Genomic DNA, 24607 nt, shown 5'->3' with positions numbered 1-24607 from the left:
CGGCTAGCCTCGCGCCGCCCTACCGTGGATGGCGATCAACGGCGGCGTTGCGCCAGTATCGTCGGTGAGCCACTGCGCATCGATGTTGTAAACATCGCGGAGGATCTGCGGGGTGAGGGCGGCTTGCGGAGGGCCGTCGGCGACGACGCGGCCGCCGTCGAGGATGACCACGCGGTCAGCGATCCGAGCCGCCAGAGTCAGGTCATGAATGGTCAAAATCACACCGCCGCCATGGTCGGCGATGGAGCGCAGTAGTTCGGCCGCTTCGAACTGATGCGAGGGGTCCAGTCCGGTGAAAGGCTCATCAGCAAGAATCCAATCGGACTCGCCGGCCAACACGCGAGCCAACAGCACACGCGCGCGCTCTCCGCCGGACAGCGTCGTCACCGCACGGTCGGCCCACTGAGCAACTTCTGTTTTCGCCATGGCCCGCGCCACGGCCGCGCGATCTTCCTCGTCGCTGCTCAAACCATGAAAAGGAATGCGTCCGAGGCCGACCAACGTTTGCACATCGACAGCCCAGGCAATCTCGGGTGTCTGGGGCAAGAAGGCGATGCGGCGTGCGCGTTGCATGGCAGGCAAGGAAAACAGCGACGTTCCATCCAGCTCGATCGCACCCCGCTCGGGCCGGAGCAGGCCGGCAATGCACGATAGCAGCGTCGATTTGCCGGCGCCATTGGGGCCGAGCACGGCGGTGACTTCGCCGGTCTGCAACTGCAGGTCGATGGCATCGAGCACGACCCGGCTGCCGCGTCGGAACTGCAGATTGGCGATCTTCAGAGTGCTGCTGGGCCGGGTCATGTGAGTTTCCGGCGCATCGAGTGCAGCAGTACAAAGAAGAAGGGTGCGCCGATCAGAGACATCACGACGCCGAGCTCGAGCTCCGAACCGCCGGGCAGGAGACGCACGACGATATCCCCTGCGAGCACCAGGGCCGCGCCGCCGATGGCGCTTGGAATGAGCAGCGCGCCGGGACGCGAGCCCACCAGAGGCCGCATCAAGTGGGGCACGATCAGGCCCACGAATCCGATGATGCCGGTGACTGCCGTGCTGCCGCCGACGATCAAGCCGATGCCAAGCGCGAGCTGCCATTGCGCTCTGTTCAGATCGATGCCGAGCGAGCGTGCGCCGGATTCTCCGAGCGTGAGCGCATCGAGCGGTCGCCGGCAGCCGAGCACGAATGCGCAGCCGACGAGGATCAATGGGGCGGCAAGCGTCAGTTCATCGAAGCTGCGATCAGTGAGGCTGCCCAGCATCCAGCGAACGATCTCTCCGGCTGCCCACGGGCTGGGTGATAAAGACAAGCACAGGGAGATGCCTGCGATTGCGAGCGAGCTGAGAATGATGCCGGAGAGCACCAGCGTGAGTACGCTGGCCGCGCTGCCTGACAAAACAAACAAGGCCGCCATGCCGAGCATCGCGCCGAGCACGCCGCAGATGGGCAGCACCCAGGGATGAACTCCGGCGATATTGAAGAAGATGCTGAGGACAGCGCCGAGCGCGGCCATCGCGGAGACCCCGAGGGTGCCCGGCTCCGCGAGAGCGTTTCGTAAGTAGCCTTGCATTGCTGCGCCCGCCATCCCGAGTGCAGCGCCGACGAGCAAGCCAAGGATGGCGCGAGGCAAGCGCAGCTCGATCAGGATGGCGCGGCTGACCGCATCCTGCGCCGACCAAACATCCCAGCTCAGGTTGACACGGCCGACCGCGATGGAGAGCACCGTCAGCACTGCGACCAAAACAACAAGCGAAGGGATAACCCACTTGCGCCCCATCACAACACTACCCTGCGTCTTTGCGCAGCGTGCGCGTGCTCACGAGCGCGCACCAGGGCGGCGGCGGATTCGATCATGGTGGGGCCGGCGCAATACAGCAGGCGCGCCGGGAATACGGATTGTGACATCTGCGATTCAAGCGCCCGCAAGGCGCGATGAGTGACGACTTTCTCCGCTCGAAGCGGCGCGCCCGGCGAAGTCTCCCCGACCAACAACACGTCGGGTGGCGAGGCCACCAATACCTCCAAAGGAAGCGGCCGATACTGAGTGACGCCGTAGCGCGCGGCGATGTTCTGCAATCCTGTGAGCTCCATCAGTTCGCCCACCACAGTATTTGCACCGGCCGACAGGCCACCGGGCTGATACACGGCAGCGGTCAGCGGTTGCTGATCCGGTGGCAAGCGTGCCGCGTCCAGGGCCGCTTCGATGCGTGCGACCATCACTTCGCCTTCCCGTTCCGCGCCGAGCAAGCGCGCGACCTGTCTGACTTGCGCGAGGCTTTCGGCGATCGTCCCCGGCACATCGAACAGCTCGAATCGGATGCCGACTCTTTGCAGCGCGTTTCGGGTGGCGATCGCGGAGTGGCGGCTGGTGAGCACCAGGTCGGGCCGCAATGCGACCACTTCCTCGGCGGTCTCATAGGTAATCGGCAGATGCCTGGCGACCTCCGCGATGGTCGAGCGCTGCGGATCGCGAGCGTAGTGACTGAGCGCGGCGATCCGATCGTGAGACACGAGATCGATCACGATGCTGTCCACACACATGTTCAGCGAAACGATGCGCATCGGACGATTCGAGCGGTCCGCGGCCAGCGTTGGGCCGGCTGCGAACAACAGCGCGCTCATCAACGCTGCCAGGCGAAGCTTCAAAACTCCACTCCGCGCTGGGCTTTGAAGCCGGCTGCGTAGGGATGCTTGACCAGGGTCATCTCGGTGACCAGGTCGGCGATCTCGATCAGCTCGGGGCGGGCGTCGCGGCCAGTGATGCAGATGTGCTTGTCGCGCGGCCGGTTCTTCAGGAAAGCAACGACGTCGGCAATGCTCACGTAGTCGTTGCGAATCGCGATGTTGAGCTCATCGAGCAGGATGAAGTCGTAGTCGGGATCGGCGATCAGCTCGCAGCTTCGTTGCCACGCCTGCTGCGCGGCGGCGATGTCCCGTTGCCGGTCCTGCACGTCCCAGGTAAAGCCTTCGCCCATCACATCGAAAGTCACCCGTTCGGGAAAGCGACGGAAGAAATGTTTCTCGCCTGTTTGCCACTTGCCCTTGATGAACTGCACGATGCCGACGCGCATGTCCCAGCCGAGGGCTCGCGCCACCATGCCGAAGGCGCTGGAAGATTTGCCCTTGCCCGGGCCGGTGAGAACCATCAGCAGGCCGCCGCGCTCCTTTTTCGTGGCACGCTCGGCCCGACGTTCGGCCTGCCGACGCTTCATCTCTTCGGCGTGCAGTCGATCGCGTTCGGCTTCGGTCTGGTTGGGCTCGATCTGTTTGTCTTCGAGAGAGCCGTCGGTCAGTGTGCTCATGGTTGCACCTTCAGCGCGTCGGCGACGCGTCGCCAGTCATCCGATCCGTGAGGCAGGCCGAAGCGCAGCAGTGTGCTGTCGTGGTCGAAAGGACGAGCCAAGATTCCATGTGAAATCAGTTGCGTGAAGCGAGCGCGCGCATTGGGGGCGCGAGCCAGGCGGTAGAGCGATGTGCCGCCGACGATTGTCATGCCGCCGCTGATGAGCAGCTTATCCAGGCGCTGCGCGGCTCGGCTCAGTCGGCGTCGTGTTTTCGCAGCCCATGCAGAGTCGGCGTAAGCCGCCAGTCCGGCGCGTAGCGCGTCGACAGAGATGGGCCAATCGCCGAGTAGCCTGCGCAACTGCTGAGCTATCACAGGCGAAGCGATGACAAAGCCCAAGCGCACGCCGGCGAGGCCATAGAACTTTCCGAAAGAACGCAGGACGATCACGCTCGGTGCGCTGTTGGCGCCCGCGAGCGCAGCGACACTGTGTTGTGGCTCCAGATCGGCAAACGCCTCGTCAACGATCAGCACGCCACCGGCGGCATGCAAGGAGTCGTGCAGCGCTTGCAGTTGTTGCCGCTCGAGCAGCCGCCCATCCGGATTGTTCGGATTGACCACGGTCATCGCAACGCCCGTCGCTGCCAGGTCTTCGGTCGCCGCCGGCAAGTCGACAGATGCCCCACCAGCCATTGTATCTTCGTCTGGAAGGATGTGCCTTCCAGCGCCGGCGCGTCTCAGTAAGTCTTCATCGGCGACGACGCGCGTTTCAACGCCGGCGCGACTCCATGCATCCGAGTGCGAGCTGTACGTCGGGCCGGCGACGACGGCCGCGCCCATTTTCAACACATACGGTAGCAGTCGTAGTGCACTCTCCGTCCCGCCGGTCGCTACAACTCTCGTCGGATCCTCGACATTGAAGGCCGCGGCGGCCACGGCCTCCAATCTCGCCAGCTCCGTCGGCTCAGGCAACCGATTGCGCTCGCGAACCGAAGCTCGCGGCGCCGGATACGGGGCCGGATTGATTCCCGTGGACAGATCGATCCACGGCTGCGGCACGTTGGGAAACAGCGAGCGCGCGACGCACAGCCGACCGCCGTGATGAGCAAAGCGGCCGGCTACGATGTCGGCTCCGTGATTCATCAGAAGCGCTGCCGAATGCCGCCGTAGTACGTGCGACCGAGCGTGCCGTATTCGTACACGGTTTCATATTCGTCGTCGAACGCATTCTCGACTCGCCCATAGATCTCGAACGAGTCGGTGACGGCATACGAAGCGCGGAAATCGACCAGCGTGTAGCCCTCGAGCACTTCCATGTTGGCGGAATCCTCGTAGCTGCGACCGGCATGTTGTACCGCCACGGTCGTCGTGAGCCCGACTGGCCAGTCATAGCTGAGCTGCGCGTTGGCGGTCTCGTCGGGACGACGCCGTAGCGAGCGGCCGAAGTTCCTGGTGCCGCGCGCGATGTTCTCCGTGTCCATGCTGGTGTAATTCGCAGAGAGCGCCAGTCGTTCGGTGAGTTGTGCAGTGAGCGCCAGTTCGACGCCTTTGGCGTTGGTCATCTGCACGTTTTCGTAGTAGCCGTCCGGCTTCGCCAGGCACTCCGGCGTGCTGACGCCGAAGCACGATACGAAGTCGATCATGTTGTCGGTATCGCGATCGAAGTAGGTCGCCGACAGCACCAGTTTCGAATCGAACCAGCGCTGCTCGACGCCGGCGTCCCAGCTCTCGGCCTGTTCGGGCTCGAGATTCACATTGCCGTACAAGCTGTACAGCTGATACAGCGTCGGCGCTTTGAATCCTTCACCGTAGCTGGCGCGCAAGATCGTGGACGAGGTGGCGGACCAGGCGATCGAGGCGCGATTGGTGGTGTTACTGCCGAACGTGTCGTGATCGTCGTGACGCACGCCGAGACTGACAGTCACAGCGTCGATCGGCGTAGCGGTCACTTGTCCATATACGCTGTCGATCTGCACATCGTCGGCGATCGGCGTCGGCGTGGGATTGAAAGTCGTGGGCGAGGCCGAGCTCATTTCGGAACGTTCCGATTCCAGGCCGACGATGCCGGTGAGCCGGTCCGAGAAGCGCCAGGTGCCTTGATATTCCCAACGCCCGTTGCTGCCGTTGGAGTCGAACGTGATGGGCACGCTCGAGCTGGGATCGAAGTTCTGGCGGTCCGTTTCGGTGTACGCGAAGCCGATGCGATTCTCCAGCCGGCCGTCGAATGCCGTGATATTCAGGCCCGCGTAGCTCGCGAGTTCTTCGGTCTTATCGTGTTCCGGCGTGTCCACAAAGATATAGAGCGGGGCTGGAAAGCCGTCGTATTCCGAGCGGCCATCGCTCCACGTCGAGCGCACTTCGGCGGAAACATTGTCCGTGATATGCAGAATGCCGCGCGCGTTGAAGCCGACGTTTCGATAACCGTCCTGCTCGCGGCCGCCACGTTCACGGCTCAAAGCGGAGATACCGTCGCTGGTCAAGTAACCGCCAGCCACTCGCCATGCGAAGCGATCGCCCCCGGCCTGAGCATAACCGCGCACGAAAGCGGTGTTGTGGGTGCCGCCTTCCATGGCCAGAGATCCGGACAGCGGGCCTTCCGGCACGGGTGTCACGATGTGCACGATGCCGCCAATGGCCTGGCTGCCCCACAGCGTGGATTGCGGTCCGCGCAGCACCTCGATTTGGGAATATTCCGTGGCGATCAGATTGCCGAAGTTGAAGCCGCCGCTGGCCTGCGCCGGGTCGTTCACCTTGACGCCGTCGATGAGCACGAGCGTTTGATCCGTCTCCGCGCCGCGAATGCGCAGCGCCGAAGTGGCACCGATGCCGCCATTGCGCGTCATCGTCACGCCCGGCGTCATCGCGACCAGATCGGATACGGCGGTTTTCTGGCTGCGCCGTTGTTCGTTTGCAGAGATTAGCGTGACGGAGTCGCCAACGCGCGAGGTCTGCTGCTCGATGCGATTCGCGGTGACGACGACGTCTTCGACGGTGTCGGCCTGACTCTCGGCGGCAGTGGCGGCCAGCGCAGGATGCAGCAGCAGTGAAACGGTAACGGCGAGAAGACGTGAGGAGGCCCGACGGGCAGTGGGGCCGGCAAACAGCATGGTAGACACAGAAGGCTCCGCGGTAAGTCACAAACCTCACGGGCTGCAACTCGAAACGCGTCGCGACCCGTGCACCGGTCGCCTCTACAGGGAAGATTCCCGCTCTTTCGGCACACCCCGGCCGATCGATGGACGACGGCGGCAAGCAGGTCTCCTGGCTGGTGGCTGAAGTCCTCGCGTCACCTTCCCGGCGGGCCGATTCCGTCGGCTTCGCCAGTGGTTTTTTGACGCGCGGCGAACCACTTACAGTTGCGGGGGCAGCCCGGGCTTCTCACCCGAGTTCCCTTTGAATCCCCTTGGCGGGGAACTTGTCGCGCGGCGCGAGAATGCGGTTCGCGCGGGCAATCGTCAAGCCCGGCCACGCCGTTTGTGGTTCAGCCAGTGATCCAGCGACCAGACACCCGGGCCGTAAAACGTCAGTACCAGCAGGATGAAACCCCACAGATAGTGCTGGCCGACGGCCGCCGCGAACCCTTCCTGATATAGAACGTGCGCATAGGAAACGACCGCCAACACATTGACGGCCTGCAGGCCGAGCGCGCTGATTCGCCCGAACAGCCCGAGGATGAGCAGAGTCGGGAACACCAGTTCGCCGGCGGTGCCCGCGATGGCTGCCAGCTGCGGCGTTAGCAGCGGCACGCGATATTCATACTCGAACAAGGCGAGGGTGCTGTCCCAGTCGGACAGTTTGAGATAGCCGCTCTTGAGGAACACCCAGCTCACGTACACTCGCGACGCCAGCGCGAATGGCGCCTGGAGTCGGTCCAGCAGGCGCGCCAGCAGGCTGCTCGGGTCCATCAAAGCGTCGCTCAGCATGTTCGGCTCCGGCAAATGGGTGGCCAGCAATAGACCGGTGTCGTTGCTCGCTTATTACGACGCGCTCTGTAATGCGATGCCGAGCGGCCCGGTCTGGTGCGCTAGATGCTGTTCGCGGCATCGAGAACGATCCGTTTCAAAGGCCCCATCATCGAGGAGAACCAAACATGAACACCCAGAAAGCCACTCGCGCCGCCATGGCCGCTGCTGCTGCATTGCTCTTCACCAGCGTCGCCGCGCCGACTGCCAGTGCAGCGGACGAAGCCAAGGTGAAATGCGAAGGCGTGAACGCGTGTAAGGGCCACTCGGCCTGCGGCACGGCGACCAACGCCTGTCAGGGCCAGAACTCGTGCAAGGGCAAGGGATATCTGATGCTGACCAAGGCCGAGTGCGATGCGGCCAAGGCCAAGATGAAAAAGGCGAGCTGAGGCTCGTGACACGCCGGCGAGCTCTGCTCGCCGGCGTCCTTCGAGCGGCAGCGAGCACATAAGGCCGCAGCTGTTCCGACGCGATATTTGTTCGAATCAATATTCCAACGCGTCTAGCACCGTCCACACCACCGGATCCACCGGCACGTTCTGACCCAGCACGACGATCACGCCGCGCGGCGCCGGCACGATCACTCCCTGGAAACCGTCTTCTTCGATCTGCTCGCGTTCTTGCGTCGGAGCATGTGTCACGACCAGCACCGTGACCGGGCCTTGCTCGGTCTGCACGACCAGATGTGGGATTCGCTGGCCGCGAAAGTTGCAATACTGCGCGTATGACACTCTCGCGGCGCCCGGCTTCAGCCGCACCTGCGCAGACGTCATGATCTGATCCAAGCGCGCGGGATCGACAGTGTCGGACGTGCGCACCAACGATGCCTGCTCATGTCTGATGTGAGCGATCGCTTCACGGGCAAAACTGTCCCGCGGCGTCAGCAGCCACAACGACATCGCGCCGACCAGGACAGCCACCAGTACGCTCGCAGCCATGCGCCACACGCGAGATGGAGTCCCGCTCTTCCGCGTCAGCAACTCATCGGCGTTGCTTCCCGTGGGGGCCTCGACTGCGAGAGCGCGATAGATCAGACGATCCATCGCCTGCATCTCTTCGCGATAACGCGCGCATTCCGGACAGCGCTCGAGGTGCGCGAGCACTTCGGGATTAGTCGTGTTGGGCTCGGCGCCAACGATCGTGCGGAAGTCTTCGCAGTTCATGACCGCGAGCCCTCCGCGCCCATCAGCTGCTGACGCAACACCTGGCGCGCACGAAACAAACGCGTCAGCACCGCGGCGACACTGATTTCCAGATGGCGCGCGATTTCTTCAGTGGAATAGCCCAACAACACCTGCAGCACCAGCGGCTCACGATGAATCACGTCTAATTTCAGGATCGCGCGCCGCATCTCGTCGACTTCATGCTGATCGTTGACGGTGAGCGCCTCGGGCTGCGACTCGTTGGCCACATCGATATCCACCATCGGCAATCTCTTACGCTCGAACACGCGGGCGAGTTCGCGCCTCGCGATGGTGAGCAGCCAGGGACGCGCGGCTTTGTCGTCGCCCAGCGAATCCAGCGATCGCCAGGCTCGCAACAGCGTCTCCTGCACTACATCCTCCGCCAGAGCTCGATCCCGGCACAGCCAATAAACGAACCGAAAGACATCGGCTCGAAACGGCATGCACAGCGCCTCGAAGCGCCCACGCTCGCGAGGACTGTCAACACTCATGACGACCAGACCGGGGCAGCGCTGAAGTTATTACGCATCGCGCAAGGATCGAGGTCATGTCAGCCCGCCTGTCAGACCAGCCTGTCAGCCAGGCGGCAACACGAAGCGGGCGTGCTCGCCCCAGGCGAGACTCCAGGACCAGCGCTGTTCCATGCACTGGCCGAGCGCCAGACAACGCAACACGCGCAGCGGCCCGCCGTGCGCGACGATGGCGCAGCAGGAAACCGCGGCGGGAAAGGCCGCTCGATACCAGGTCGCGACTCGGGTCCATAAAGCTTGTTCTGTTTCTCCACCGGGTGGCGCGCGATTCCAGGGATCGGCCGCCCATGTATCGCTATGTTCTCTCGGAATCCGCGCCCACGGCAATTGCTCCCATTGCCCGAAGTGCAGCTCCTGAAGTTCCGGGGCCAGGCGCAACTCGCATCCATCGCGCTCCGCCAGCGCGTTCGCCAGGCGAGTACAACGCTGCGCCGGGCTGGAATAAATCAGATCGAATCGCGGCAGGGGCGCGAGCGCCCGCTGAATATCGGTATCTGCTGTGTGCGCCAGCGGAATATCCGCGCGCCCGTAACAGATTCCTTTCTCGACCGCCGGAGCGGTGTGCCGGATCAGGTAGAGTTCCACGACGCCAACACGGCCACGTAGAAAGTGATTTCAGTCAGCTGCTGCGCGGCGCCGAGCGTGTCGCCAGTGAAGCCGCCCAAGCGTCGCACGAACCAGCGCGCCAACCTGTAGAGTACGAGCAGGGCACTGATCACACCGGCGATCGCATGCATGCCGCACCAGTACAGCGGCGCGACGCCGACGATCGCTGCGAACAAGAACTCGCCGCGGCCCATGGGTTGAGCGACCGCGCGTGCCCGCGACAGTTCGGGATTGCCGACATAGCGGCCGGCAAACAACAGAGCGACGGCGCACGTGCGCGAGAAGGCGTGACCTGCGATCAGAACAACAATCGCAAGCGTCACGGGCAAGGCGCTCAGCGCAGCAACTTTGATCAGCAATGTGAGCACGAGGGCAGCCACGCCATACGTGCCCACACGCGAGTCCTTCATGATTTCCAGCGCTCGCTCTCGCGTCGCGCCTCCGCCCAGTCCATCGAACGTGTCGGCCAGACCGTCCTCATGAAATGCTCCGGTCAGCAGCAGCGTCGCTGCCGTGCTCAGGATGACCGGCAGCGGGGCTGGAAGAATCAAGCTGGTCGCCCACAAGACAGCCGCGCCGACGACGCCGATGAAAATGCCCACCGTCGTTAAATATCGAGCCGTGCCGCTCAGTTGCTCCGTTGAATGTCCCACCCAACCGGGCATGGGTACGCGCGTGAAGTACTGAACCGCCATGAGCAGCAGCCGCAGCTCGGTGAGCAGCCGGGAGGGTCGGGCGGTGTGAGCGTCGCTGCTCATGAAGCGCGATCGTCCACTCCCGCGGATTCGAAACTGGCCATCTCGGTCATCAAACGTGCTGCCGCGTCGATGATGGGCCATGCCATCGCCGCGCCCGTGCCTTCGCCGAGGCGCATGCCGAGATCGAGCAACGGTTTCACATCCAGGTGCGCCAGTAGCTGACGATGCGCGTGCTCGGCCGAGCAATGACTGAAGATGCAGCGGGACCGCACTCGCGGATCGATCTCGATGGCGAGCATCGCTGAGACCGAGACCGCGAAGCCGTCGATCACCGCGATGCATTTCTCATCGGCCGTCGCGAGCAGCGCGCCCGTGATCATGGCCAACTCGAATCCGCCAAACTCCGCGATCGTTTCGATGGGAGCGAGTTTCCGAGGACAACGCGCCGACGCGGCGGCCAAACGTTCGCGCTTTCGGGCGAGGCCTACATCGTCCAACCCTGTGCCGCGCCCCACGCACTCTTCCAGCGTCCAACCGGTTCGCCGATGTAACAGCATCGAAGCACTGGCGGTGTTGCCGATCCCCATCTCACCAAACATCAGCGCATTGGAGCCCTGACGCAGAGCGTCTTTCGCCAACGTTTTGCCAGTATCGAGTGCTCGAGCACACTGCTCGGGGGTCATGGCAGGCTCGATCCGGAAGTTGCGCGTGCTTCGCCCAACGGCACGCGCCAGGAGCGAAGGATGTTCGCCGATATCGGTGGCCACGCCCGCGTCAACGACGTTCAAAGTCATGCCATGCTGACGCGCCAGGACATTGATGGCCGCGCCGCCCTGAAGGTAATTCAGCAGCATCTGCGCTGTAACGGCTTGCGGGAAAGCGCTGACGCCGTCAGTGGCGATGCCGTGATCGCCTGCAAATACAAACATCTGCGGCGCCCGCAACACGGGCGTGTCGGTGTCCAGCGCCAGGCCGATGCGCATGGCGAGCGTTTCCAGCGCACCCAGCGAGCCTTGCGGTTTGGTGCGAGTGTCGAGCCGGCGTTGCAAGGCTTCGTTGGTTATCATGACGGTCGAGACAGTGAGAGCGGACAATGGTGAACGACAACGAATCGGGTGAGCGAGCTTCGGCCGGGCGACGGCTGATCATCGGCGGCGCGCGTTCCGGGAAGACCGCTCACGCCATCGCGTTGGCCAGATCGCTGTCGACGGCGCGGGGTCGGTCCGTGACCTATGTGGCCACGGCCCAGGCGCTCGATCAGGAAATGGAACATCGCATCCGCCTGCATCGGGCCGAGCGACCGGCGACATGGCGAACCTTAGAAGCACCGACCGGCCTTGCGCAAGCGCTGCGCAATCACGGCGAGGCCGACCTGCTGGTGATCGACTGCATGACCTTGTGGTTGTCCAACGCGCTGCTCAAAGATTTCCGCGAGGATGCGCCTACCGCCGCGCTGCCGACCTGGGAATCCGAACGCGACCAATTTCTGCAATGGTTGAGGGCAGTTCGCGGCGATGTGCTGTTGATTTCCAATGAAGTCGGCGCCGGTATCGTGCCGTTGTTGCCGCTGTCTCGCCGCTTCCAGGACGAGCAGGGACGTTTGAATCAGGCGCTCGCGGCCGCGTGCGACGAGGTGACCCTGGTGGTGGCCGGCATCGCCGTGCCCATCAAGTCCGCCGCCGGCGGTTGATTGACGAACGAACATTTTTCGCGCACTGTGCGCGCCAGCGACAAGTGATGGGAACCGGGTGCAATGCCCGGGCTGCCCCCGCAACTGTAAGCGGTGCCGCCATCGAAGCTCCTGAAACATCGGGGCTGGCCACTGGGCTCGAGGGCCTGGGAAGGCGATGGAGCGGCGCGAAGCCGCGAGCCAGGAGACCAGCTTGCCGTGGTCGTCTTCGTCCAGCCGGGGTGTGCTGAGCGAGCGGGATTTCCTGCAGCGACGACGGGTTCGGTGCGATCTGAAGGCGATCGCATCGTGCGTTGGTCGGCTTCAGGATTTCCCATCGTGCGCTTGCAATCCTGCCGTGCTCGCCGCCGTTCGGGCGGAATGTTTCTTCTGCTGTTGCTTTCCTGGTTCGCCCCGGGGTCGCTCGCGGCCACGTTGGTTGCTGTCGTTTCCGAACGCAACTCCGGCGATCTCGCGCAGGCGGCGCGCGATTTCAACCAACGTCTGCCGCAACATCGCCTCGTGTTTCGCACCACTGCGCAGATCGATGCGTTGAGCGACGCACAGTTGCAGGAGCTGATCGGCGGCGCCGACGCGCTGCTGCTCGCAACCGTATTCAAGGAGACAGCGCAACGCGTTCAGGCGTTGTTGCCCACAGCTCCGGCGCGTGAAGTTATCGCCGTCGCAGGCGATCCTGCGCTTGGACGACACAGTCGATGGCGCGGCAAACGATTGTTTGTTGAGGAGGACCCGCGCTATGCGGAGCTGTCGTCGCTGACCGCTGAGAAAGATGCGAGCGCTGCAGCGGTCGTCGACGCGGTTCGGCGTCATCCACAGCTGGCGCCTTGGATCCAGGCGCGCGCGTACTGGCAGAACCGGGGCGAGCCGAATCTGGTGTCGTTGCTGGCTTTGATGTTGTCCGAGCAGGATCGCGCGACAACCGCGGCCATTAAGCCCGTCGAGGATGCGCTGCCCATACGCATCCATTCCCGCGGCGCGTGGCTCACCGCTGACAATCTTCGAATTCAAGGCGACCGGCGCGTGGTCGCGGTGATCGAAGATCAACACGCGGACGTTGGCTTGAGCGACGTGATCTGCCGCGCTGTGATTGAGCGCTCACTGGAATGCCTCACGGTGCTGGCCGGCTGGGGCAAGCCGAGCAGCGATGCGCTCGAGGTCTTGCGTGACAAGCTCGGCCCTCGCTTGGGCGCGATTGTCTCTGTGCAGGATTTCATCATCGGCGGCAGCAGTGATCGCGCGACTGCCACTCGAACGCTGGAACAGATCGATGTGCCGGTGTTCAAGGCATTGCGTCTGCACGATGTCACCGCCGAGGGCTGGCGTATGTCCGAGCAGGGATTGGCCTGGGATAGCGTTTACTATCGCGTGGCCATGCCCGAATTGCAGGGGATCGGCCAACCTATCGTGGTCGCCGCAGCGGCGGCCGCGCAGGTGGATGCACTCACTGGCATAGCTGTTACTCGAGTCGCTGCGATTCCGTCGCAAGTGGATCAGTTGACGGCGCGTATCGAACGATGGATTCGCCTGCAACAAACAAGGAACGCCGATAAGCGCGTTGCCATTGTTTATTACAACCACCCGCCGGGGCGTCACAACATCGGCGCGGACAATCTTGACGTGCCGGCGTCGCTGCTCGAAATCCTGCAGGCCATGAAGCGCCAGGGCTACGACACCGGGCCGTTGCCCGCCTCGCCCGAGGCGTTGTTGGAACGATTGCAGCAGGACGGTGTGAATCTTCCCCAGCACGGCGACGTGCTACGGGCGATGGCGAAGCGGGTTGCAAATGTCAGCGCCGATCAATACGCCACATGGTTCGAGACGTTGCCTCGAGCCTTGCAGAAGGAAATGACAGGCGGTCCGTTGGCGCTGCTCCAGGCAAACGTCGAGGCTGCGCAAGCCGCTCGTCTGCCACAGGAAGCGCGCGGGCAAGTGACTCGCACGTTGCACGAAGTCGAGCATTTGCTCGAGGGCGCTCAACATCCGGCGCGCGCTCGCGCGATGGATCTGGTTCAGCAGCTGCAGGCGGCCTACGAAATCCAGCTGGCCCAGGGCGGAAACGATGCGCGCATCGAATCCCTGACCCGCGCCATTGCCGCCACCGGCATCGAAGGTTTGCGCGGCTGGGGCAAGTTGCCGGGCAACGTCATGGTGAACCAAGGCAAGTTGGTGCTGCCGGGGGTGCGTTTCGGCAAGGTCTTCGTTGGTCCGCAGCCGCCGCGCGGCTGGGAGTTGAACGAGGAACTGCTCCACGCCAACACCAGCATCCCACCCACGCATCAATATCTGGCGTTTTATTTCTGGTTGCGCCATGAGTTCCGCGCGGACGCCATCGTGCATCTGGGACGGCATTCGACCTATGAGTTCCTGCCACGCAAAGGTGTCGGCCAGGATGAGCTCGATTATCCCGCTCTGATCGCGGGCGATATTCCTGGCATCTATCCCTATATCGTCGACGGCGTGGGCGAGGGGCTGCAGGCGAAGCGACGCGGCCTCGCCGTGGTCGTCGATCATTTGATCCCGCCGCTCACCGCGACGCCGCTTTACGACGATCTCTTGCGCCTGCGACAGCTGGTGGAGAGTTACGAATCCTCGAACAACCCAGCACTGCGCAAGCAGGCGGCCGCCGCGATGCGTGGCCTGATCGACGAGCTGCATCTGAAGGATGCGCTGACTGCGAGCATGGATGCAGAGCTGAAGGTGCGTGGCATCTCGTTCGAACAGGCGGATGACGAGTTGCTGGTGCACGAGATAGGCCACTACCTCACGCATCTGCAGGAAGATTTCATGCCGCTGGGGTTGCACGTGTTTGGCAAGCCGTGGACCCCGGAAGCACTGCAAACTATGCTGGCGTCCATGAAGGCGGACGAAGGCGATCAGGCCCTGCATCGGAACCTGCAGAGCTCGCCTACCCATGAAATGCGTGCGCTGTTGCATGGACTGTCGGGGCGATTCATTGCCGCAGGACCCGGCAACGATCCGATTCGCAATGCCGAGGCGCTGCCGACAGGACGAAATTTCCATGGCCTCGACAACAGCCTGATTCCTTCGCGGCTCGGTTACACCCTCGGCTCCACGCTTGCGGCTGAAGCACGCCAGAAGGTGCAAGAGGGTGGCAAGGAGGCAGTGATTCTTTGGGCTTCCGATTCGGTGCGCGATGAAGGCGCCATGGTGGGATTCGGGCTGTCACTGCTGGGCGTGGCCCCGCAATGGAACAGTCGCGGCATCGTCGCGGGTCTGCAACGATTGCCCTTGACCGAGGTGGGTGTGCGCGCCGATACAGTCTTCGTCACGTCTGGTTTGTTTCGTGATCTGTTCGGCCAGCAAATCGTCTGGCTCGACAAAGCCGTGTTGCTGGCGCTGGACGGCAGTCGTCGCACCATCGAGCGCAACCGCCCCGATCTCGTGACATCGCTGCGGGCGGCATTGGCGCCGTTGGGTCAGTTGGCGCGTCCCGGTGACGAGCCGTTGTCGCGCAATCATGTCGCGCGGCACTGGGTGAATGAAACATCGGTCTTGATCAAGCAAGGCGTCGGCCATGCGGAGGCCGGCAAGCAGGCCAGCTTGCGCGTGTTCGGCACTTCGCCCGGCGACTACAGCGCCGGCATCAATCGCGCCGTCGAACGATCGGGGAGTTGGCACGATCGCAAAGAGCTCGCGAAGATCTACATCGATCGCATCGGCCATGCGTACTCGGCGGATGGCGCCAGCCAGGCACAGCAGGCGCTGTTGAGAAACAACCTGCGCGCCGTGCGTAACACTTACCTCGGCCGTTCCAGCAATCTCTACGGCCTGATGGATAACAATGACGCGTTCGACTACCTCGGCGGCCTAAGTCTCGCGGTGGAAACATTGAGTGGGCGCGTGCCCGCGAGTCACGTCGCCGATCATTCCAACCCGTCGCAGCCGCAGATGCAGCCGTTGCCTGCCGCCTTGCTTGCAGAGCTGCGAGGTCGCTATCTGAATCCAGCGTGGATCAAGCCTCTAATGCAGCATGGATACGCGGGTGCACGCACCATGGGCAGCGAGTTCATGGAATACCTGTGGGGCTGGCAGGTCACCAATCCCGACGTGATCAAGAGCTGGGCCTGGGACGAGGTCAAGCAGGTGTATCTGGACGACGCGCACGGGCTGGGACTGGATCGGTTTCTGGAGCAGGGCTCCAGCGTGCATGTGAAAACCAACATGATGGCCATCCTGCTGGTCGCGGCCGAGAAACAGTTCTGGCAGACCGATGCCGCAACCTTGCAGCAGCTGAGTCAGCAATGGGTGGATCTGCTGCTGGAACATGGCTTGCCGGGCAGCGGTCACACGCAGCCGGATCATCCGGTGTTTCAGTGGGTGCAGCCGTATCTGCGGGCCGATCAGATCGAACCGCTGAAACAGTTGTTGGAGCGTGCACGCGTGCAGGCCACGGCGGCCGCGACGCCGACGACCATGACCGAGCTGCAGCCTGCGAACGAACCAGCTCGGCAGCAGGCTGAGGGCCAGATCTCGGCCGCGCGTTCGCCGTGGGGTCTGGCAATCATCGTGATGGCCACGGCCGTGCTCCTGTCCGCCGGATATCTGCGCGGACGCTACGTTGTACCGAAAGGTCGCTCCGCATGAGTTCGTTCATTGTTCAATGGACACACGCACTGGTGCCGCTCCTGCTGGTGCCGGTCGTCATCGGATTGTTTGTTTGTGTCGCGCTCGCCTGCGTCGATATCGGGGTGCTGTTGGGTGAGCGAGGATTGTTGCGTCGGCACGAGCGGCCAGCGGATGTCGGCGCCATCGAGCGTCGAGCACATCGACGCATCGAGCGCGCCGACATTCTCACTCGCACCTCGCCCATGCTCGGCTTGATGGCGACGCTGATCTCGCTCGGTCCCGGGCTGACGGCGCTGAGCAATGGCAATCTAAATCTGCTGGCCGAGGCGATGCTGACCGCGTTCGACGCCACGGTGCTCGGGCTTGCAGCCGGTGTGGTCGGGTTCATCGTCGGTCGGCTACGCCGGCGTTGGTATGACGAGGCCTTGCTACGTTGGGAACGACAGCAATGAGGCGACGTTGGACCAGCACTCGCTTCGATGAAACGCCCGAGGATCCGCAGGCCTCGTTGGTCAATCTCGTAGACATCATGCTGGTGTTCATCTGTGGCCTGATCGTTGCGCTGGTGTCGGCGCAACCGGCGCTCGACATGACATCGAGCAATGCCGAGGGCGGGAAGCAACTGGTCGAACCGGGTCGTGAGTTGGCCGAGCTGCCGGAGGGGCTGCGCGGCCAGGCCGCAGGCGCCGGGATGGAGCCGGTCGGGCAGGTTTATCGGGATCCGAAGACCGGGAAGCTGATTCTGGTCGGCCAGTAGTACACTGGGCGACATCGGGCGACCTTCGCCGTACTTCACAGTGTCAATCAATGAACTCGCCGTTTCTGACCACCGCCCTCGAGGCTGCCCGCGCCGGCGCCGACGTCATTCGTCGCTACTACCAGCGCAACGTGCAGGTCACCATCAAGGCTGACAAGACCCCGGTTACCGAGGCGGACGTGGAAACCGAGAAGGTCATCCACAGTGTCATCCGCTCGAAGTTTCCCTCGCATGGCTTCTATGGCGAGGAAACGGGGCAGAGCGCCATGGATGCGGAGTACCTGTGGCTGGTCGATCCCATCGACGGCACCAAGGCGTTCGTGCGCGAGTATCCGTTTTTCTCGACGCAGATCGCGCTCATGCATCGCGGTCAATTCATCCTCGGCGTTTCGTCCGCGCCGGTGTATGGCGAGCTTGCCTGGGGTGAGCTCGGCAAAGGCGCGTGGTTGAACGATCAGCCGCTCAAGGTCAGCGAGATCGACAGCATCGAGACGGGCGCCATCTCCGCGGGCAATTTGAAGACGCTGGCGAGCGGGCCGCGATGGGATCGCTTCGGCAAGCTGGTCGCTCGGGCGCACCGCATTCGGGGCTACGGCGACTTCCTGCATTATCACTTGCTGGCGGCGGGCAAGATCGACGTGGTCGTCGAATCGGACGTGAGCATTCTGGATGTGGCGGCGTGCTCGGTCATCGTCACGGCGGCCGGTGGCAGGTTCACCGATCTGGACGGGAATGCGTTGACGTTGCAGACCACCTCCGTGCTTGCCAGCAACGGCAAATTGCACTCGACCGTGCTCGACGCGCTGCGCTGAGCGGATCCGGCTTGGGGGGCTCGATCATTCCTTGTGCCAGCCGATTTCCGCGGCGGTGATTGGACCCACCACGACCTGGTTGAGCGACTCCGGGACGGTGGATTCGGCGCTCGTCACCGGAATGCGGCCGCCCATGAGTTCCGCGTAATCCTGCGGCAACAAGGGCTGTTTGTCGGGTTCGGCGTACCCTGTGGGATTGAGCGGCTGGCTGTTATCGGGATCGTATTTGTCGGTCGCGCCCAGCGTATGTAACAACTCGTGCGCGGTGATGACGTCGTTCGAGCCGGTCATCGAGGGATCGGCGAATATATTCACCACAGCATACAAACCTTTCTGCATGCCTATCGAGTGCGCCACCGTCGGGGTGAGCGCGGGATCGTGATAGACGACGAACAGTTTGATGTCCGGCGCGGCCCCGGGCAGCTCGGGAGATTGCCACGCCCAGTAGCGCATGCGCAGGCTCCACCACAGGATGCTCAGCATGTTTGCGTCGCGATCCAGCGCTGGTGGATTCTTCTCGAGAAGCGGCGCCGACTTGAATTGAACCGGCTGCTCCAGGGCGATGCCCCAGTGGCTGGCTTCTTCGTCGAAGAACGCCTCCAGGTTCTGGAACCGATCCGGCTTCAGCTGGCTGATGAACTCAGCGACGTTGTCGCTGCCGTCGCCGTTGATCGGGTAGACGGTGACCCGCAGAGGAATATTCCAGTCGGTGGAGTACACGCGATCGAAGTACGTGTTCAGAGCGACGATGAGCAGGATCAGCAGCAGGAGCAGAATGCGGAGTTTGCGCCACATGCGTACGACCTTACCCGCTGCCGCCCGGCGCCCGACAGGCCGGAGGTCTCAGTTCGCCGATTCCACCCGCAGCTCGGCGAGCTCGCCGCCTTCGGCGCTGTAATAAACCGTCATGGGCTGGCAGCAAACGGAGCAATCCTCGATGTACTCCTGGGACTCCACCGAGAGATCCAGAAACAACGTGATGGATTCGCCGCAATGGGGGCAGGTGGTTTCAGCGGTGGTCTCGAGCATGATGGGGTCTCTGGTCGCAGGCGCCTGGCCTCGTTACAGGCTATAGCGTGAATGCGCTCTTGATCCAGTCGACTTTGGCCTCGGGTTCGCCGGTGGCGATGGCGACCACGTCGAAACGCGCCGGGTAGCGGCGCAGTTCAGCGCGTTTCATGAGCAGATGCTCGGCGGCTTTGACGAGCCTTCGTTGCTTTTGCCAGGTGATCGATGCTGCCGGGCCGCCGTACTGCTGGCTCGAGCGGCACCGCACTTCCACGAACACCAGGGTCTGGCCATCGAGCATGACCAGGTCGAGCTCGCCCACCTTGGCCCGATAGTTGCGAACGATCAGGTTCAGGCCATGCGATGTGAGATGCGCGAGCGCCAGCTCTTCCCCGAGCAGGCCGATGGCCTTTCGTTCCCAGTCGTCCATGCTCCACTCCGCCGCAACCAAACCTGGCACCAGCGTGCCAGCTCGGAGCGGCGGCGGAAGATCGGTTATCTCCTCAAAACGGCAGGTTGCTGCGTGTGGCTGGCGTCGCCGAATGGTGTACCGCTCCTTTCGGCCGGCATCGCATGTGGCGCGGCGCGGCCGCCAACTACATCGGCTACGCCAACTGGTGCTTGGCTATCTCACTGACGCGGTGGCGGCGGTGCCGAGGGGGGTGGCGCGGCCGCCGGAGACCTTGGCCCAGTCGAGCTCGCGCTTGACGTGACCGTTCTCATCGATGGACAGCAGGCCGGTCATGCCGGGGATGGCGTGGGCGCTGCCGAATTGGCCGGCTTTGAGCAGGGGCACGATGCGGCATGCATCGAAACCGAAAGCATACAAACGACCGCGGCCGCGAGCGCGAACGGGCCAGTGGCGGCTGAGGGTGGTGCGCAGCTGGCTCGATGCGGCGTCGGGAGAAATCACCCAAGGCATATCCGGAAAGATTACACCTTCGAGATCGTTGTTCCCCTGCGCATCCGGCTCGAAGATATCCGACGTCGCATACACCGCGAGCTCTTCAGCCATGTGAAAACGCAGCGCGGGCCGCAGCGAACGACCCTGCACCGGCTGAGCCCCGACGAATACAAACTGCGCATCGCCGCGACGACGCGGTTCGAATTCCATGCGCGTGCCGAGCGCTGCAAACAATGCATTCGCCCGCGCGCGACTCTCATTGATCAACAGCAGCTCGGTGATCGGCTGCGAATAGTCACGAGCTGCCGGATCGTAAAACTTCATGCCCGCGATCTGGCCGCCCAGCGTCTTCAACTCGGTATCGAAAGCACGAAACACGCGCTGACCCCATTCATTGTTGGGCAGCAACACCAGCCCACGCATGCGGCCGTCGGCCGTCACCCGTTGCGCCACCTGGCGGGCTTCTTCCTCCGGATCGAGCGAGAACTGGAACAGCATCGGCGGGGGAGAAACATTTTCGTTGGTTTGATTGAGCGCCAACGTGAGCACCGATGTCTCGCCGGAAGTGGCGATCGCCGTCACTTCATCCTTCGTCAGCGGCCCGACGATGAACTGCGCGCCATCGGCAACGGCTTGACGATACGCCGTGGTCGCACCCATCTCGGCGGAGTCATAAACATTCAACAATGGCCGACGACTCGCCTCCTGCTGCAACAGAGCAGCCAAGAAGCCGTCGCGCACCGCCATGCCGGCGGCTTGCTGGCGTCCGGACAGCGGCAGAATCAGCGCAATTTGCGTCGGATAGTCGAGGCCGATATTGAGCTGCGGCAAGACGTCTTCGGCGAGCAGCGAATTGGCCGGGTGCGAGGGGTAGCGAGTGCGCCACTGCGCGATATCTTCATTCGCGGAGAACGGATTGCGCGCCGTTCCCAGCGCCGCACGGCCGAGATCGAGCCAACCCGTCACTGTCTGGCTCGCACCCGCAGGCGGCGTGAAGTCGGCATTGCCAGCCGCGCTCTTCTGCAAGCCCTGCCAGATCAAGCGCTGATTCGCACGAATCTCTTCCTGCGTGCTCAGCGTGCGCTCGCGTTCGAGCGCGGTGCTTACGCCTGCGGCCGGACGATTCAGCGCGAACAGTGCGCGAGCGCGAAGTTCCAGAACGTCCGGCGACAGCTCACGAGGAATCGGTTGCGGAATGCGATCGAGCTCAGCGAGTGCTCGGTCGCCACGACCGCCGCGCAGCGCCAGCTCGGCTGCGACAAGTGAACGCAAGCCGAAATCCGCACGAGGCAGTGAGGCGCTGACCTGATTCAACAGCGTCGTGGCGCGAGCCGTGTCGTCAGCACGGACATATTCCCGAGCGGCACGCAGAAGAAAGCGATCCCGTAATTCGCCGGGCGATTGCGCGGCCAGGTTTTCATAGGTGCGCGCGGCGCCCTTGAAGTCGCCCTTTCGAGACAGTGTCTCGGCCTGATCGACTTGACGGTCCGTCACGACGGCCGGCGAGTCCTCGACCACGCGTGTCGGCGTGCATGCGGTGACGGCAATCGCCAGTATGATGGAGGCGAGTGCAGTCATCGCCCGTCGAGCCATCTTTGTGCCATTCATTTCCACGTCAACCTCTCGGCAAGCGCCGCTGCGGGCATTATAGAAGTTATGCGCACAAGTAGAGACAGTGCATGAGCCCTGGATTTAGCACCGAATCTGCGGTAGAGCCCGGCACGCTGTACGTCGTTGCCACGCCGATTGGCAACCTCGGCGACCTCAGTGCGCGGGCGCGCGAGGTGTTGTCGCGCGTTCAGCTGATCGCAGCGGAAGATACGCGGCACACTCGGCAATTGTTGCAAGCGTTCGGCATCGATACAGCTCTCACTTCGTTGCACGAGCACAACGAGATGCACAAGAGCGAGGCGCTGATTTCGCGCTTGCTGGCGGGCGAATCGATTGCTCTGGTGTCCGATGCCGGAACGCCGCTGATCAGCGATCCGGGCTTCGATCTGGTGGCCAACGCTCGTGCGCGCGGCGTTTCGATGGCCGTCGTGCCGGGGCCGTGTGCTGCCATCGCGGCGTTGTCGATTGCGGGCTTGCCGACCGATCGTTTCGTTTTCGAGGGCTTTTTGCCTGCGAAAAGCGCAGCTCGCGTGACTCGGTTGCGCGAGTTGTTGAACGAGGCGCGTACGATGATTTTTTACGAAGCGCCGCATCGGTTGGTCGAGGTGCTTCGAGATCTTGCGGCGGAATTCGGCGCTGAGCGTGCGGCTTCGGTGAGTCGTGAGCTCACCAAGCGATTCGAGACGACGTACACCGGGACGCTCGCGCAGCTCTGTGAAATCGCCGAGAAAAATGCCGATATGGCGCGCGGTGAGATCGTCATCATCGTCAGTGGCAACACTGCTCCAGCGAGCAGCGCGCAAAGCTTCAACGCCGATCAACTGCTTCGCACGCTACTCGAAGAGCTGCCGCCGTCGCAGGCAGCGAAAATCGCTGCAAAATTGACGGGAGAGAAGCGCGGCGACTTGTACGCGCGAGCCACGCAGTTGAGTGGTGGCAAGCGCGAGGAGTAGTTGCGCAAGATCTGCCGGAACTTTCCACCCACTTCTGTATCATTACTGGCGGAGTCGGCCAGGCAACCGCTGCTCTTGCTTGCAAGGGTGGAGGAAAGTCCGGGCTCCTAGGGCAAGGCGCCAGGTAACACCTGGGGGACGTGAGTCCACGGAAAGTGCAACAGAAAGCAAACCGCCTAAGCGCGCGGCTTCGGCTGCGCGCCGGTAAGGGTGAAAGGGTGCGGTAAGAGCGCACCGCGCCGGTGGTAACACTCGGTGGCACGGTAAACCCCGCCCGGAGCAAGACCAAATAGGGGAGCGCGCGGTTCAGCTTCGGCTGGATCGCATGTGTGGCCCACACAGACTCCCGGGTAGGTCGCTGGAGGTACGCGGTGACGCGTATCGCAGATGAATGGTTGTCCTCGACAGAACCCGGCTTATCGGCCGACTCCTTTTCTCAATTTGCACTTCGCTTGGTTCGAGCCTCGGCCGTTGAGAGGCCTCGGTGGTTCGCGGCGGGTGTCGAGGCGAAGTGTCCTCCCGGCACCGCTGCACCCGCCGCGCGTCGCTGTCGCTCGCGCGCTGCTTGTACGTCCATGTAGCGCTAATGGGTCGACATCCCTGTCGATCCCATTTGCCGGGAGAACACTTCCCCCCGACACCCACCGCCTCCGCGTCGGTGGCCTCCGCCACCCCGCTTCGGAGCCGGAAAGAAGGCGACGCTGACTGTTCAGGTTCTCCTCGACCCAAGCATTCGAGCTGAACGCAGGAACGAGATGCGCCGCTGCATTCCGAGCCTCCGGGCGGCCGAACCGAACGCCGGAGGCGGAGGCCAGGGTGGGCGAGCTTCTTCGGGCAGCGTCGAAAAAGAGGGATGTTTTCGCCGCAGTGCGCCCAGGGACGGGACCCCTCGGGCGCGCGCCAGCGCGGCCGAGGGGAGCACGGTGCCCGAAGGAGCTCGCCCACCCTGGCCTCCGCCAGCCACCGCCGCCACCAGCCCACCTCCGAAGCGCACTCCAACTTCAAGCCACCGCCGCCACCAGCCCACCTCCGAAGCAAACCCCAACCTCAGGCCACCGCCGCCGCCGCGAGCCCCGCCTCGAACTCGCCCTAGGCTCGACCAGCGGAGCCAGGTCAGAGTTGCCTCGCGGCCATCGATGGTCCGAAACAACGTTAACTTTTACTAACCACCGTTCATGTAAGAGGACCCGACAGACACCCATTTACCCATAACTGTCGATAAATTCCTCACGAACCACAGAGCCACGATTCGCCCCATTCAGGTAGCAATGCAGCCGCGCATCGCCCCCCGATTGCGCATTTCGAAGCGTTAAGGTTTTCCCTGTACTGGTTGAAAACACAGCCTCGGGCAAACCCTGCTACTCGTGCAGCGCCACGCAAAGAACCTTTCCTAACCCCCTGATTTCTGACACAGCGCCTTTGAAGGTTTTCGCTGAGGGCGCCAGCTTCCGGCTCTAAGTGCCTGTCGCTAAACAGGAAATGCCCCAAATTTTTTTGACCCGGGTGAGCCGTGTACCTATAGTGCAGTTCGGTGGGAAAAAGTGGGAATGCGTGGGTTAGTGGGGCATGTTCAGGGGCGCCAACAAGGTCACTCTCGATAGCAAGGGCAGGCTCGCCATGCCCACGCGCTATCGCGAGCGCATCGTGGAGCGCTCCAATGGCCGGCTGATCGCGACCGTCGATCGCGCCGACCGCTGTCTGCTCATTTATCCGCTGCCGGAGTGGGAAGAGATCGAGCTGAAGTTGCGTCGCCTGCCGACCTTGAATCCGGTCGCGCGCCGGCTGCAGCGCCTGATGATCGGTCACGCCACGGACCTGGAGCTGGACTCCAGCGGCCGCATCCTGATTCCGCCGAGCCTGCGTGAGTACGCGACGCTGTCGCGCACCGCGATGCTGATTGGTCAGGGCAACCGGTTCGAGCTGTGGGACGAGGCGTTGTGGAACGACAGCCGCGAGCAGTGGCTGAAGGTCGACGAAACCGCCGAGGATCTGCCCCCCGAGCTCGAATCGCTGTCGTTGTAAGGCCC

24 protein-coding genes, 1 other RNA gene and 2 riboswitches are annotated in these 24607 nt (G+C 63.2%); of the genes, 9 read left to right on the top strand and 16 right to left on the bottom strand.

Annotated elements, in window-relative coordinates:
* Positions 1–3: 3 nt before the first annotated feature.
* The 7 genes from JM946_RS22590 to JM946_RS22560 form a co-directional block, all read right to left on the bottom strand.
* A complete protein-coding gene (locus tag JM946_RS22590) occupies positions 4–801 on the bottom strand; it encodes an ABC transporter ATP-binding protein (protein ID WP_203169640.1) in 798 nt (265 codons plus the stop codon).
* Positions 798–1772, bottom strand: coding sequence for a FecCD family ABC transporter permease (locus JM946_RS22585; protein WP_407700588.1), 975 nt, complete (start codon positions 1770–1772; stop codon positions 798–800). The genes JM946_RS22590 and JM946_RS22585 overlap by 4 nt, the downstream gene beginning before the upstream one ends.
* Entirely contained in the window at positions 1772–2641 is an 870-nt protein-coding gene (locus JM946_RS22580; protein ID WP_203169638.1) for an ABC transporter substrate-binding protein, read from the bottom strand. The genes JM946_RS22585 and JM946_RS22580 overlap by 1 nt, the downstream gene beginning before the upstream one ends.
* Positions 2638–3297 (bottom strand): cob(I)yrinic acid a,c-diamide adenosyltransferase, encoded by a 660-nt coding sequence (gene cobO, locus JM946_RS22575; protein ID WP_203169637.1) that lies wholly within the window; start codon positions 3295–3297, stop codon positions 2638–2640. Before cobO ends, JM946_RS22580 begins: the two co-directional genes overlap by 4 nt.
* The gene (gene cobD, locus JM946_RS22570; RefSeq protein WP_203169636.1) at positions 3294–4421 is read right to left on the bottom strand and encodes a threonine-phosphate decarboxylase CobD; all 1128 of its coding nucleotides are present in this window, start codon (positions 4419–4421) and stop codon (positions 3294–3296) included. Before cobD ends, cobO begins: the two co-directional genes overlap by 4 nt.
* A complete protein-coding gene (locus tag JM946_RS22565; RefSeq protein WP_230979942.1) occupies positions 4421–6385 on the bottom strand; it encodes a TonB-dependent receptor plug domain-containing protein in 1965 nt (654 codons plus the stop codon). The genes cobD and JM946_RS22565 overlap by 1 nt, the downstream gene beginning before the upstream one ends.
* A 127-nt stretch (positions 6386–6512) precedes the next feature.
* Positions 6513–6712, bottom strand: a riboswitch (cobalamin riboswitch).
* A gap of 21 nt (positions 6713–6733) precedes the next feature.
* Positions 6734–7201: a DoxX family protein gene (locus tag JM946_RS22560; protein ID WP_203169634.1), complete on the bottom strand. Its 468-nt coding sequence runs from the start codon at positions 7199–7201 to the stop codon at positions 6734–6736.
* 167 nt (positions 7202–7368) lie between these two features.
* Between JM946_RS22560 and bufA2 the strand changes: the two genes are divergently transcribed.
* The gene (gene bufA2 / locus JM946_RS22555; protein WP_203169633.1) at positions 7369–7629 is read left to right on the top strand and encodes a BufA2 family periplasmic bufferin-type metallophore; all 261 of its coding nucleotides are present in this window, start codon (positions 7369–7371) and stop codon (positions 7627–7629) included.
* 96 nt (positions 7630–7725) lie between these two features.
* On the opposite strand, the gene JM946_RS22550 is transcribed toward bufA2, so the two are convergent.
* From JM946_RS22550 to cobT, 5 genes are all read right to left on the bottom strand, one after another.
* On the bottom strand, positions 7726–8403 hold the full coding sequence (locus tag JM946_RS22550) for a DUF3379 family protein (protein WP_203169632.1): 678 nt from the start codon (positions 8401–8403) through the stop codon (positions 7726–7728).
* On the bottom strand, positions 8400–8915 hold the full coding sequence (locus JM946_RS22545) for a sigma-70 family RNA polymerase sigma factor (RefSeq protein WP_203169631.1): 516 nt from the start codon (positions 8913–8915) through the stop codon (positions 8400–8402). The genes JM946_RS22550 and JM946_RS22545 overlap by 4 nt, the downstream gene beginning before the upstream one ends.
* A gap of 84 nt (positions 8916–8999) precedes the next feature.
* The gene (locus JM946_RS22540) at positions 9000–9539 is read right to left on the bottom strand and encodes a histidine phosphatase family protein (RefSeq protein ID WP_203169630.1); all 540 of its coding nucleotides are present in this window, start codon (positions 9537–9539) and stop codon (positions 9000–9002) included.
* Complete coding sequence (locus tag JM946_RS22535; RefSeq protein ID WP_203169629.1) at positions 9524–10318, bottom strand: adenosylcobinamide-GDP ribazoletransferase; 795 nt, start codon at positions 10316–10318, stop codon at positions 9524–9526. The genes JM946_RS22540 and JM946_RS22535 overlap by 16 nt, the downstream gene beginning before the upstream one ends.
* Positions 10315–11325 carry a nicotinate-nucleotide--dimethylbenzimidazole phosphoribosyltransferase gene (gene cobT, locus JM946_RS22530; RefSeq protein WP_203169628.1) on the bottom strand — a complete coding sequence of 337 codons (1011 nt, stop codon included), beginning with the start codon at positions 11323–11325 and terminating at the stop codon, positions 10315–10317. The genes JM946_RS22535 and cobT overlap by 4 nt, the downstream gene beginning before the upstream one ends.
* A 26-nt stretch (positions 11326–11351) precedes the next feature.
* On the opposite strand from cobT, the gene cobU reads away from it, so the two are divergent.
* From cobU to JM946_RS22505, 5 genes are all read left to right on the top strand, one after another.
* A complete protein-coding gene (gene cobU / locus JM946_RS22525) occupies positions 11352–11948 on the top strand; it encodes a bifunctional adenosylcobinamide kinase/adenosylcobinamide-phosphate guanylyltransferase (RefSeq protein ID WP_203169627.1) in 597 nt (198 codons plus the stop codon).
* Positions 11949–11973: 25 nt separating this feature from the next.
* Positions 11974–12159, top strand: a riboswitch (cobalamin riboswitch).
* Between the two features lie 107 nt (positions 12160–12266).
* Complete coding sequence (locus JM946_RS22520; protein ID WP_203169626.1) at positions 12267–16553, top strand: cobaltochelatase subunit CobN; 4287 nt, start codon at positions 12267–12269, stop codon at positions 16551–16553.
* Entirely contained in the window at positions 16550–16987 is a 438-nt protein-coding gene (locus JM946_RS22515) for a MotA/TolQ/ExbB proton channel family protein (protein ID WP_203169625.1), read from the top strand. Before JM946_RS22520 ends, JM946_RS22515 begins: the two co-directional genes overlap by 4 nt.
* Positions 16984–17292, top strand: a complete 309-nt coding sequence (locus JM946_RS22510; RefSeq protein WP_203169624.1) for a DUF2149 domain-containing protein — start codon at positions 16984–16986, stop codon at positions 17290–17292. Before JM946_RS22515 ends, JM946_RS22510 begins: the two co-directional genes overlap by 4 nt.
* A gap of 50 nt (positions 17293–17342) precedes the next feature.
* On the top strand, positions 17343–18104 hold the full coding sequence (locus JM946_RS22505; RefSeq protein ID WP_203169623.1) for an inositol monophosphatase family protein: 762 nt from the start codon (positions 17343–17345) through the stop codon (positions 18102–18104).
* A gap of 24 nt (positions 18105–18128) precedes the next feature.
* Here the strand turns inward: JM946_RS22505 and JM946_RS22500 are convergent, their stop codons facing one another.
* From JM946_RS22500 to JM946_RS22485, 4 genes are all read right to left on the bottom strand, one after another.
* Entirely contained in the window at positions 18129–18899 is a 771-nt protein-coding gene (locus tag JM946_RS22500; protein WP_203169622.1) for a hypothetical protein, read from the bottom strand.
* Between the two features lie 48 nt (positions 18900–18947).
* Positions 18948–19133 (bottom strand): CPXCG motif-containing cysteine-rich protein, encoded by a 186-nt coding sequence (locus tag JM946_RS22495; protein ID WP_203169621.1) that lies wholly within the window; start codon positions 19131–19133, stop codon positions 18948–18950.
* A 40-nt stretch (positions 19134–19173) separates the two neighbouring features.
* Positions 19174–19542 (bottom strand): YraN family protein, encoded by a 369-nt coding sequence (locus JM946_RS22490; RefSeq protein WP_203169620.1) that lies wholly within the window; start codon positions 19540–19542, stop codon positions 19174–19176.
* A 195-nt stretch (positions 19543–19737) separates the two neighbouring features.
* The gene (locus JM946_RS22485) at positions 19738–21594 is read right to left on the bottom strand and encodes a penicillin-binding protein activator (protein ID WP_203169619.1); all 1857 of its coding nucleotides are present in this window, start codon (positions 21592–21594) and stop codon (positions 19738–19740) included.
* Between the two features lie 101 nt (positions 21595–21695).
* On the opposite strand from JM946_RS22485, the gene rsmI reads away from it, so the two are divergent.
* The 3 genes from rsmI (at position 21696) to mraZ (ending at position 24602) form a co-directional block, all read left to right on the top strand.
* The gene (gene rsmI, locus JM946_RS22480; RefSeq protein WP_203169618.1) at positions 21696–22580 is read left to right on the top strand and encodes a 16S rRNA (cytidine(1402)-2'-O)-methyltransferase; all 885 of its coding nucleotides are present in this window, start codon (positions 21696–21698) and stop codon (positions 22578–22580) included.
* 50 nt (positions 22581–22630) lie between these two features.
* Positions 22631–23015, top strand: an RNA gene (gene rnpB / locus JM946_RS22475) — RNase P RNA component class A.
* A gap of 1131 nt (positions 23016–24146) precedes the next feature.
* Positions 24147–24602, top strand: a complete 456-nt coding sequence (mraZ, locus tag JM946_RS22470) for a division/cell wall cluster transcriptional repressor MraZ (RefSeq protein WP_203169617.1) — start codon at positions 24147–24149, stop codon at positions 24600–24602.
* Positions 24603–24607: the final 5 nt, after the last annotated feature.

Source organism: Steroidobacter gossypii, from assembly GCF_016801985.1.
Classification (GTDB): domain Bacteria; phylum Pseudomonadota; class Gammaproteobacteria; order Steroidobacterales; family Steroidobacteraceae; genus Steroidobacter; species Steroidobacter gossypii.
Note: the sequence above shows the minus strand (reverse complement) of the source record. Positions and strands in the feature narration are given on the sequence as shown.

Bases quoted from the DNA above. Each gene is read 5' to 3' on its own strand.
- JM946_RS22590 (WP_203169640.1), bottom strand. From the start codon at position 801: ATGACCCGGCCCAGCAGCACTCTGAAGATCGCCAATCTGCAGTTCCGA.
- JM946_RS22585 (WP_407700588.1), bottom strand. From the start codon at position 1,772: ATGGGGCGCAAGTGGGTTATCCCTTCGCTTGTTGTTTTGGTCGCAGTG.
- cobO (WP_203169637.1), bottom strand. From the start codon at position 3,297: ATGAGCACACTGACCGACGGCTCTCTCGAAGACAAACAGATCGAGCCC.
- cobD (WP_203169636.1), bottom strand. From the start codon at position 4,421: ATGAATCACGGAGCCGACATCGTAGCCGGCCGCTTTGCTCATCACGGC.
- JM946_RS22565 (WP_230979942.1), bottom strand. From the start codon at position 6,385: ATGCTGTTTGCCGGCCCCACTGCCCGTCGGGCCTCCTCACGTCTTCTC.
- JM946_RS22560 (WP_203169634.1), bottom strand. From the start codon at position 7,201: ATGCTGAGCGACGCTTTGATGGACCCGAGCAGCCTGCTGGCGCGCCTG.
- bufA2 (WP_203169633.1), top strand. From the start codon at position 7,369: ATGAACACCCAGAAAGCCACTCGCGCCGCCATGGCCGCTGCTGCTGCA.
- JM946_RS22550 (WP_203169632.1), bottom strand. From the start codon at position 8,403: ATGAACTGCGAAGACTTCCGCACGATCGTTGGCGCCGAGCCCAACACG.
- JM946_RS22545 (WP_203169631.1), bottom strand. From the start codon at position 8,915: ATGAGTGTTGACAGTCCTCGCGAGCGTGGGCGCTTCGAGGCGCTGTGC.
- JM946_RS22535 (WP_203169629.1), bottom strand. From the start codon at position 10,318: ATGAGCAGCGACGCTCACACCGCCCGACCCTCCCGGCTGCTCACCGAG.
- cobT (WP_203169628.1), bottom strand. From the start codon at position 11,325: ATGATAACCAACGAAGCCTTGCAACGCCGGCTCGACACTCGCACCAAA.
- cobU (WP_203169627.1), top strand. From the start codon at position 11,352: ATGGTGAACGACAACGAATCGGGTGAGCGAGCTTCGGCCGGGCGACGG.
- JM946_RS22515 (WP_203169625.1), top strand. From the start codon at position 16,550: ATGAGTTCGTTCATTGTTCAATGGACACACGCACTGGTGCCGCTCCTG.
- JM946_RS22510 (WP_203169624.1), top strand. From the start codon at position 16,984: ATGAGGCGACGTTGGACCAGCACTCGCTTCGATGAAACGCCCGAGGAT.
- JM946_RS22505 (WP_203169623.1), top strand. From the start codon at position 17,343: ATGAACTCGCCGTTTCTGACCACCGCCCTCGAGGCTGCCCGCGCCGGC.
- JM946_RS22500 (WP_203169622.1), bottom strand. From the start codon at position 18,899: ATGTGGCGCAAACTCCGCATTCTGCTCCTGCTGCTGATCCTGCTCATC.
- JM946_RS22495 (WP_203169621.1), bottom strand. From the start codon at position 19,133: ATGCTCGAGACCACCGCTGAAACCACCTGCCCCCATTGCGGCGAATCC.
- JM946_RS22490 (WP_203169620.1), bottom strand. From the start codon at position 19,542: ATGGACGACTGGGAACGAAAGGCCATCGGCCTGCTCGGGGAAGAGCTG.
- JM946_RS22485 (WP_203169619.1), bottom strand. From the start codon at position 21,594: ATGACTGCACTCGCCTCCATCATACTGGCGATTGCCGTCACCGCATGC.
- rsmI (WP_203169618.1), top strand. From the start codon at position 21,696: ATGAGCCCTGGATTTAGCACCGAATCTGCGGTAGAGCCCGGCACGCTG.
- mraZ (WP_203169617.1), top strand. From the start codon at position 24,147: ATGTTCAGGGGCGCCAACAAGGTCACTCTCGATAGCAAGGGCAGGCTC.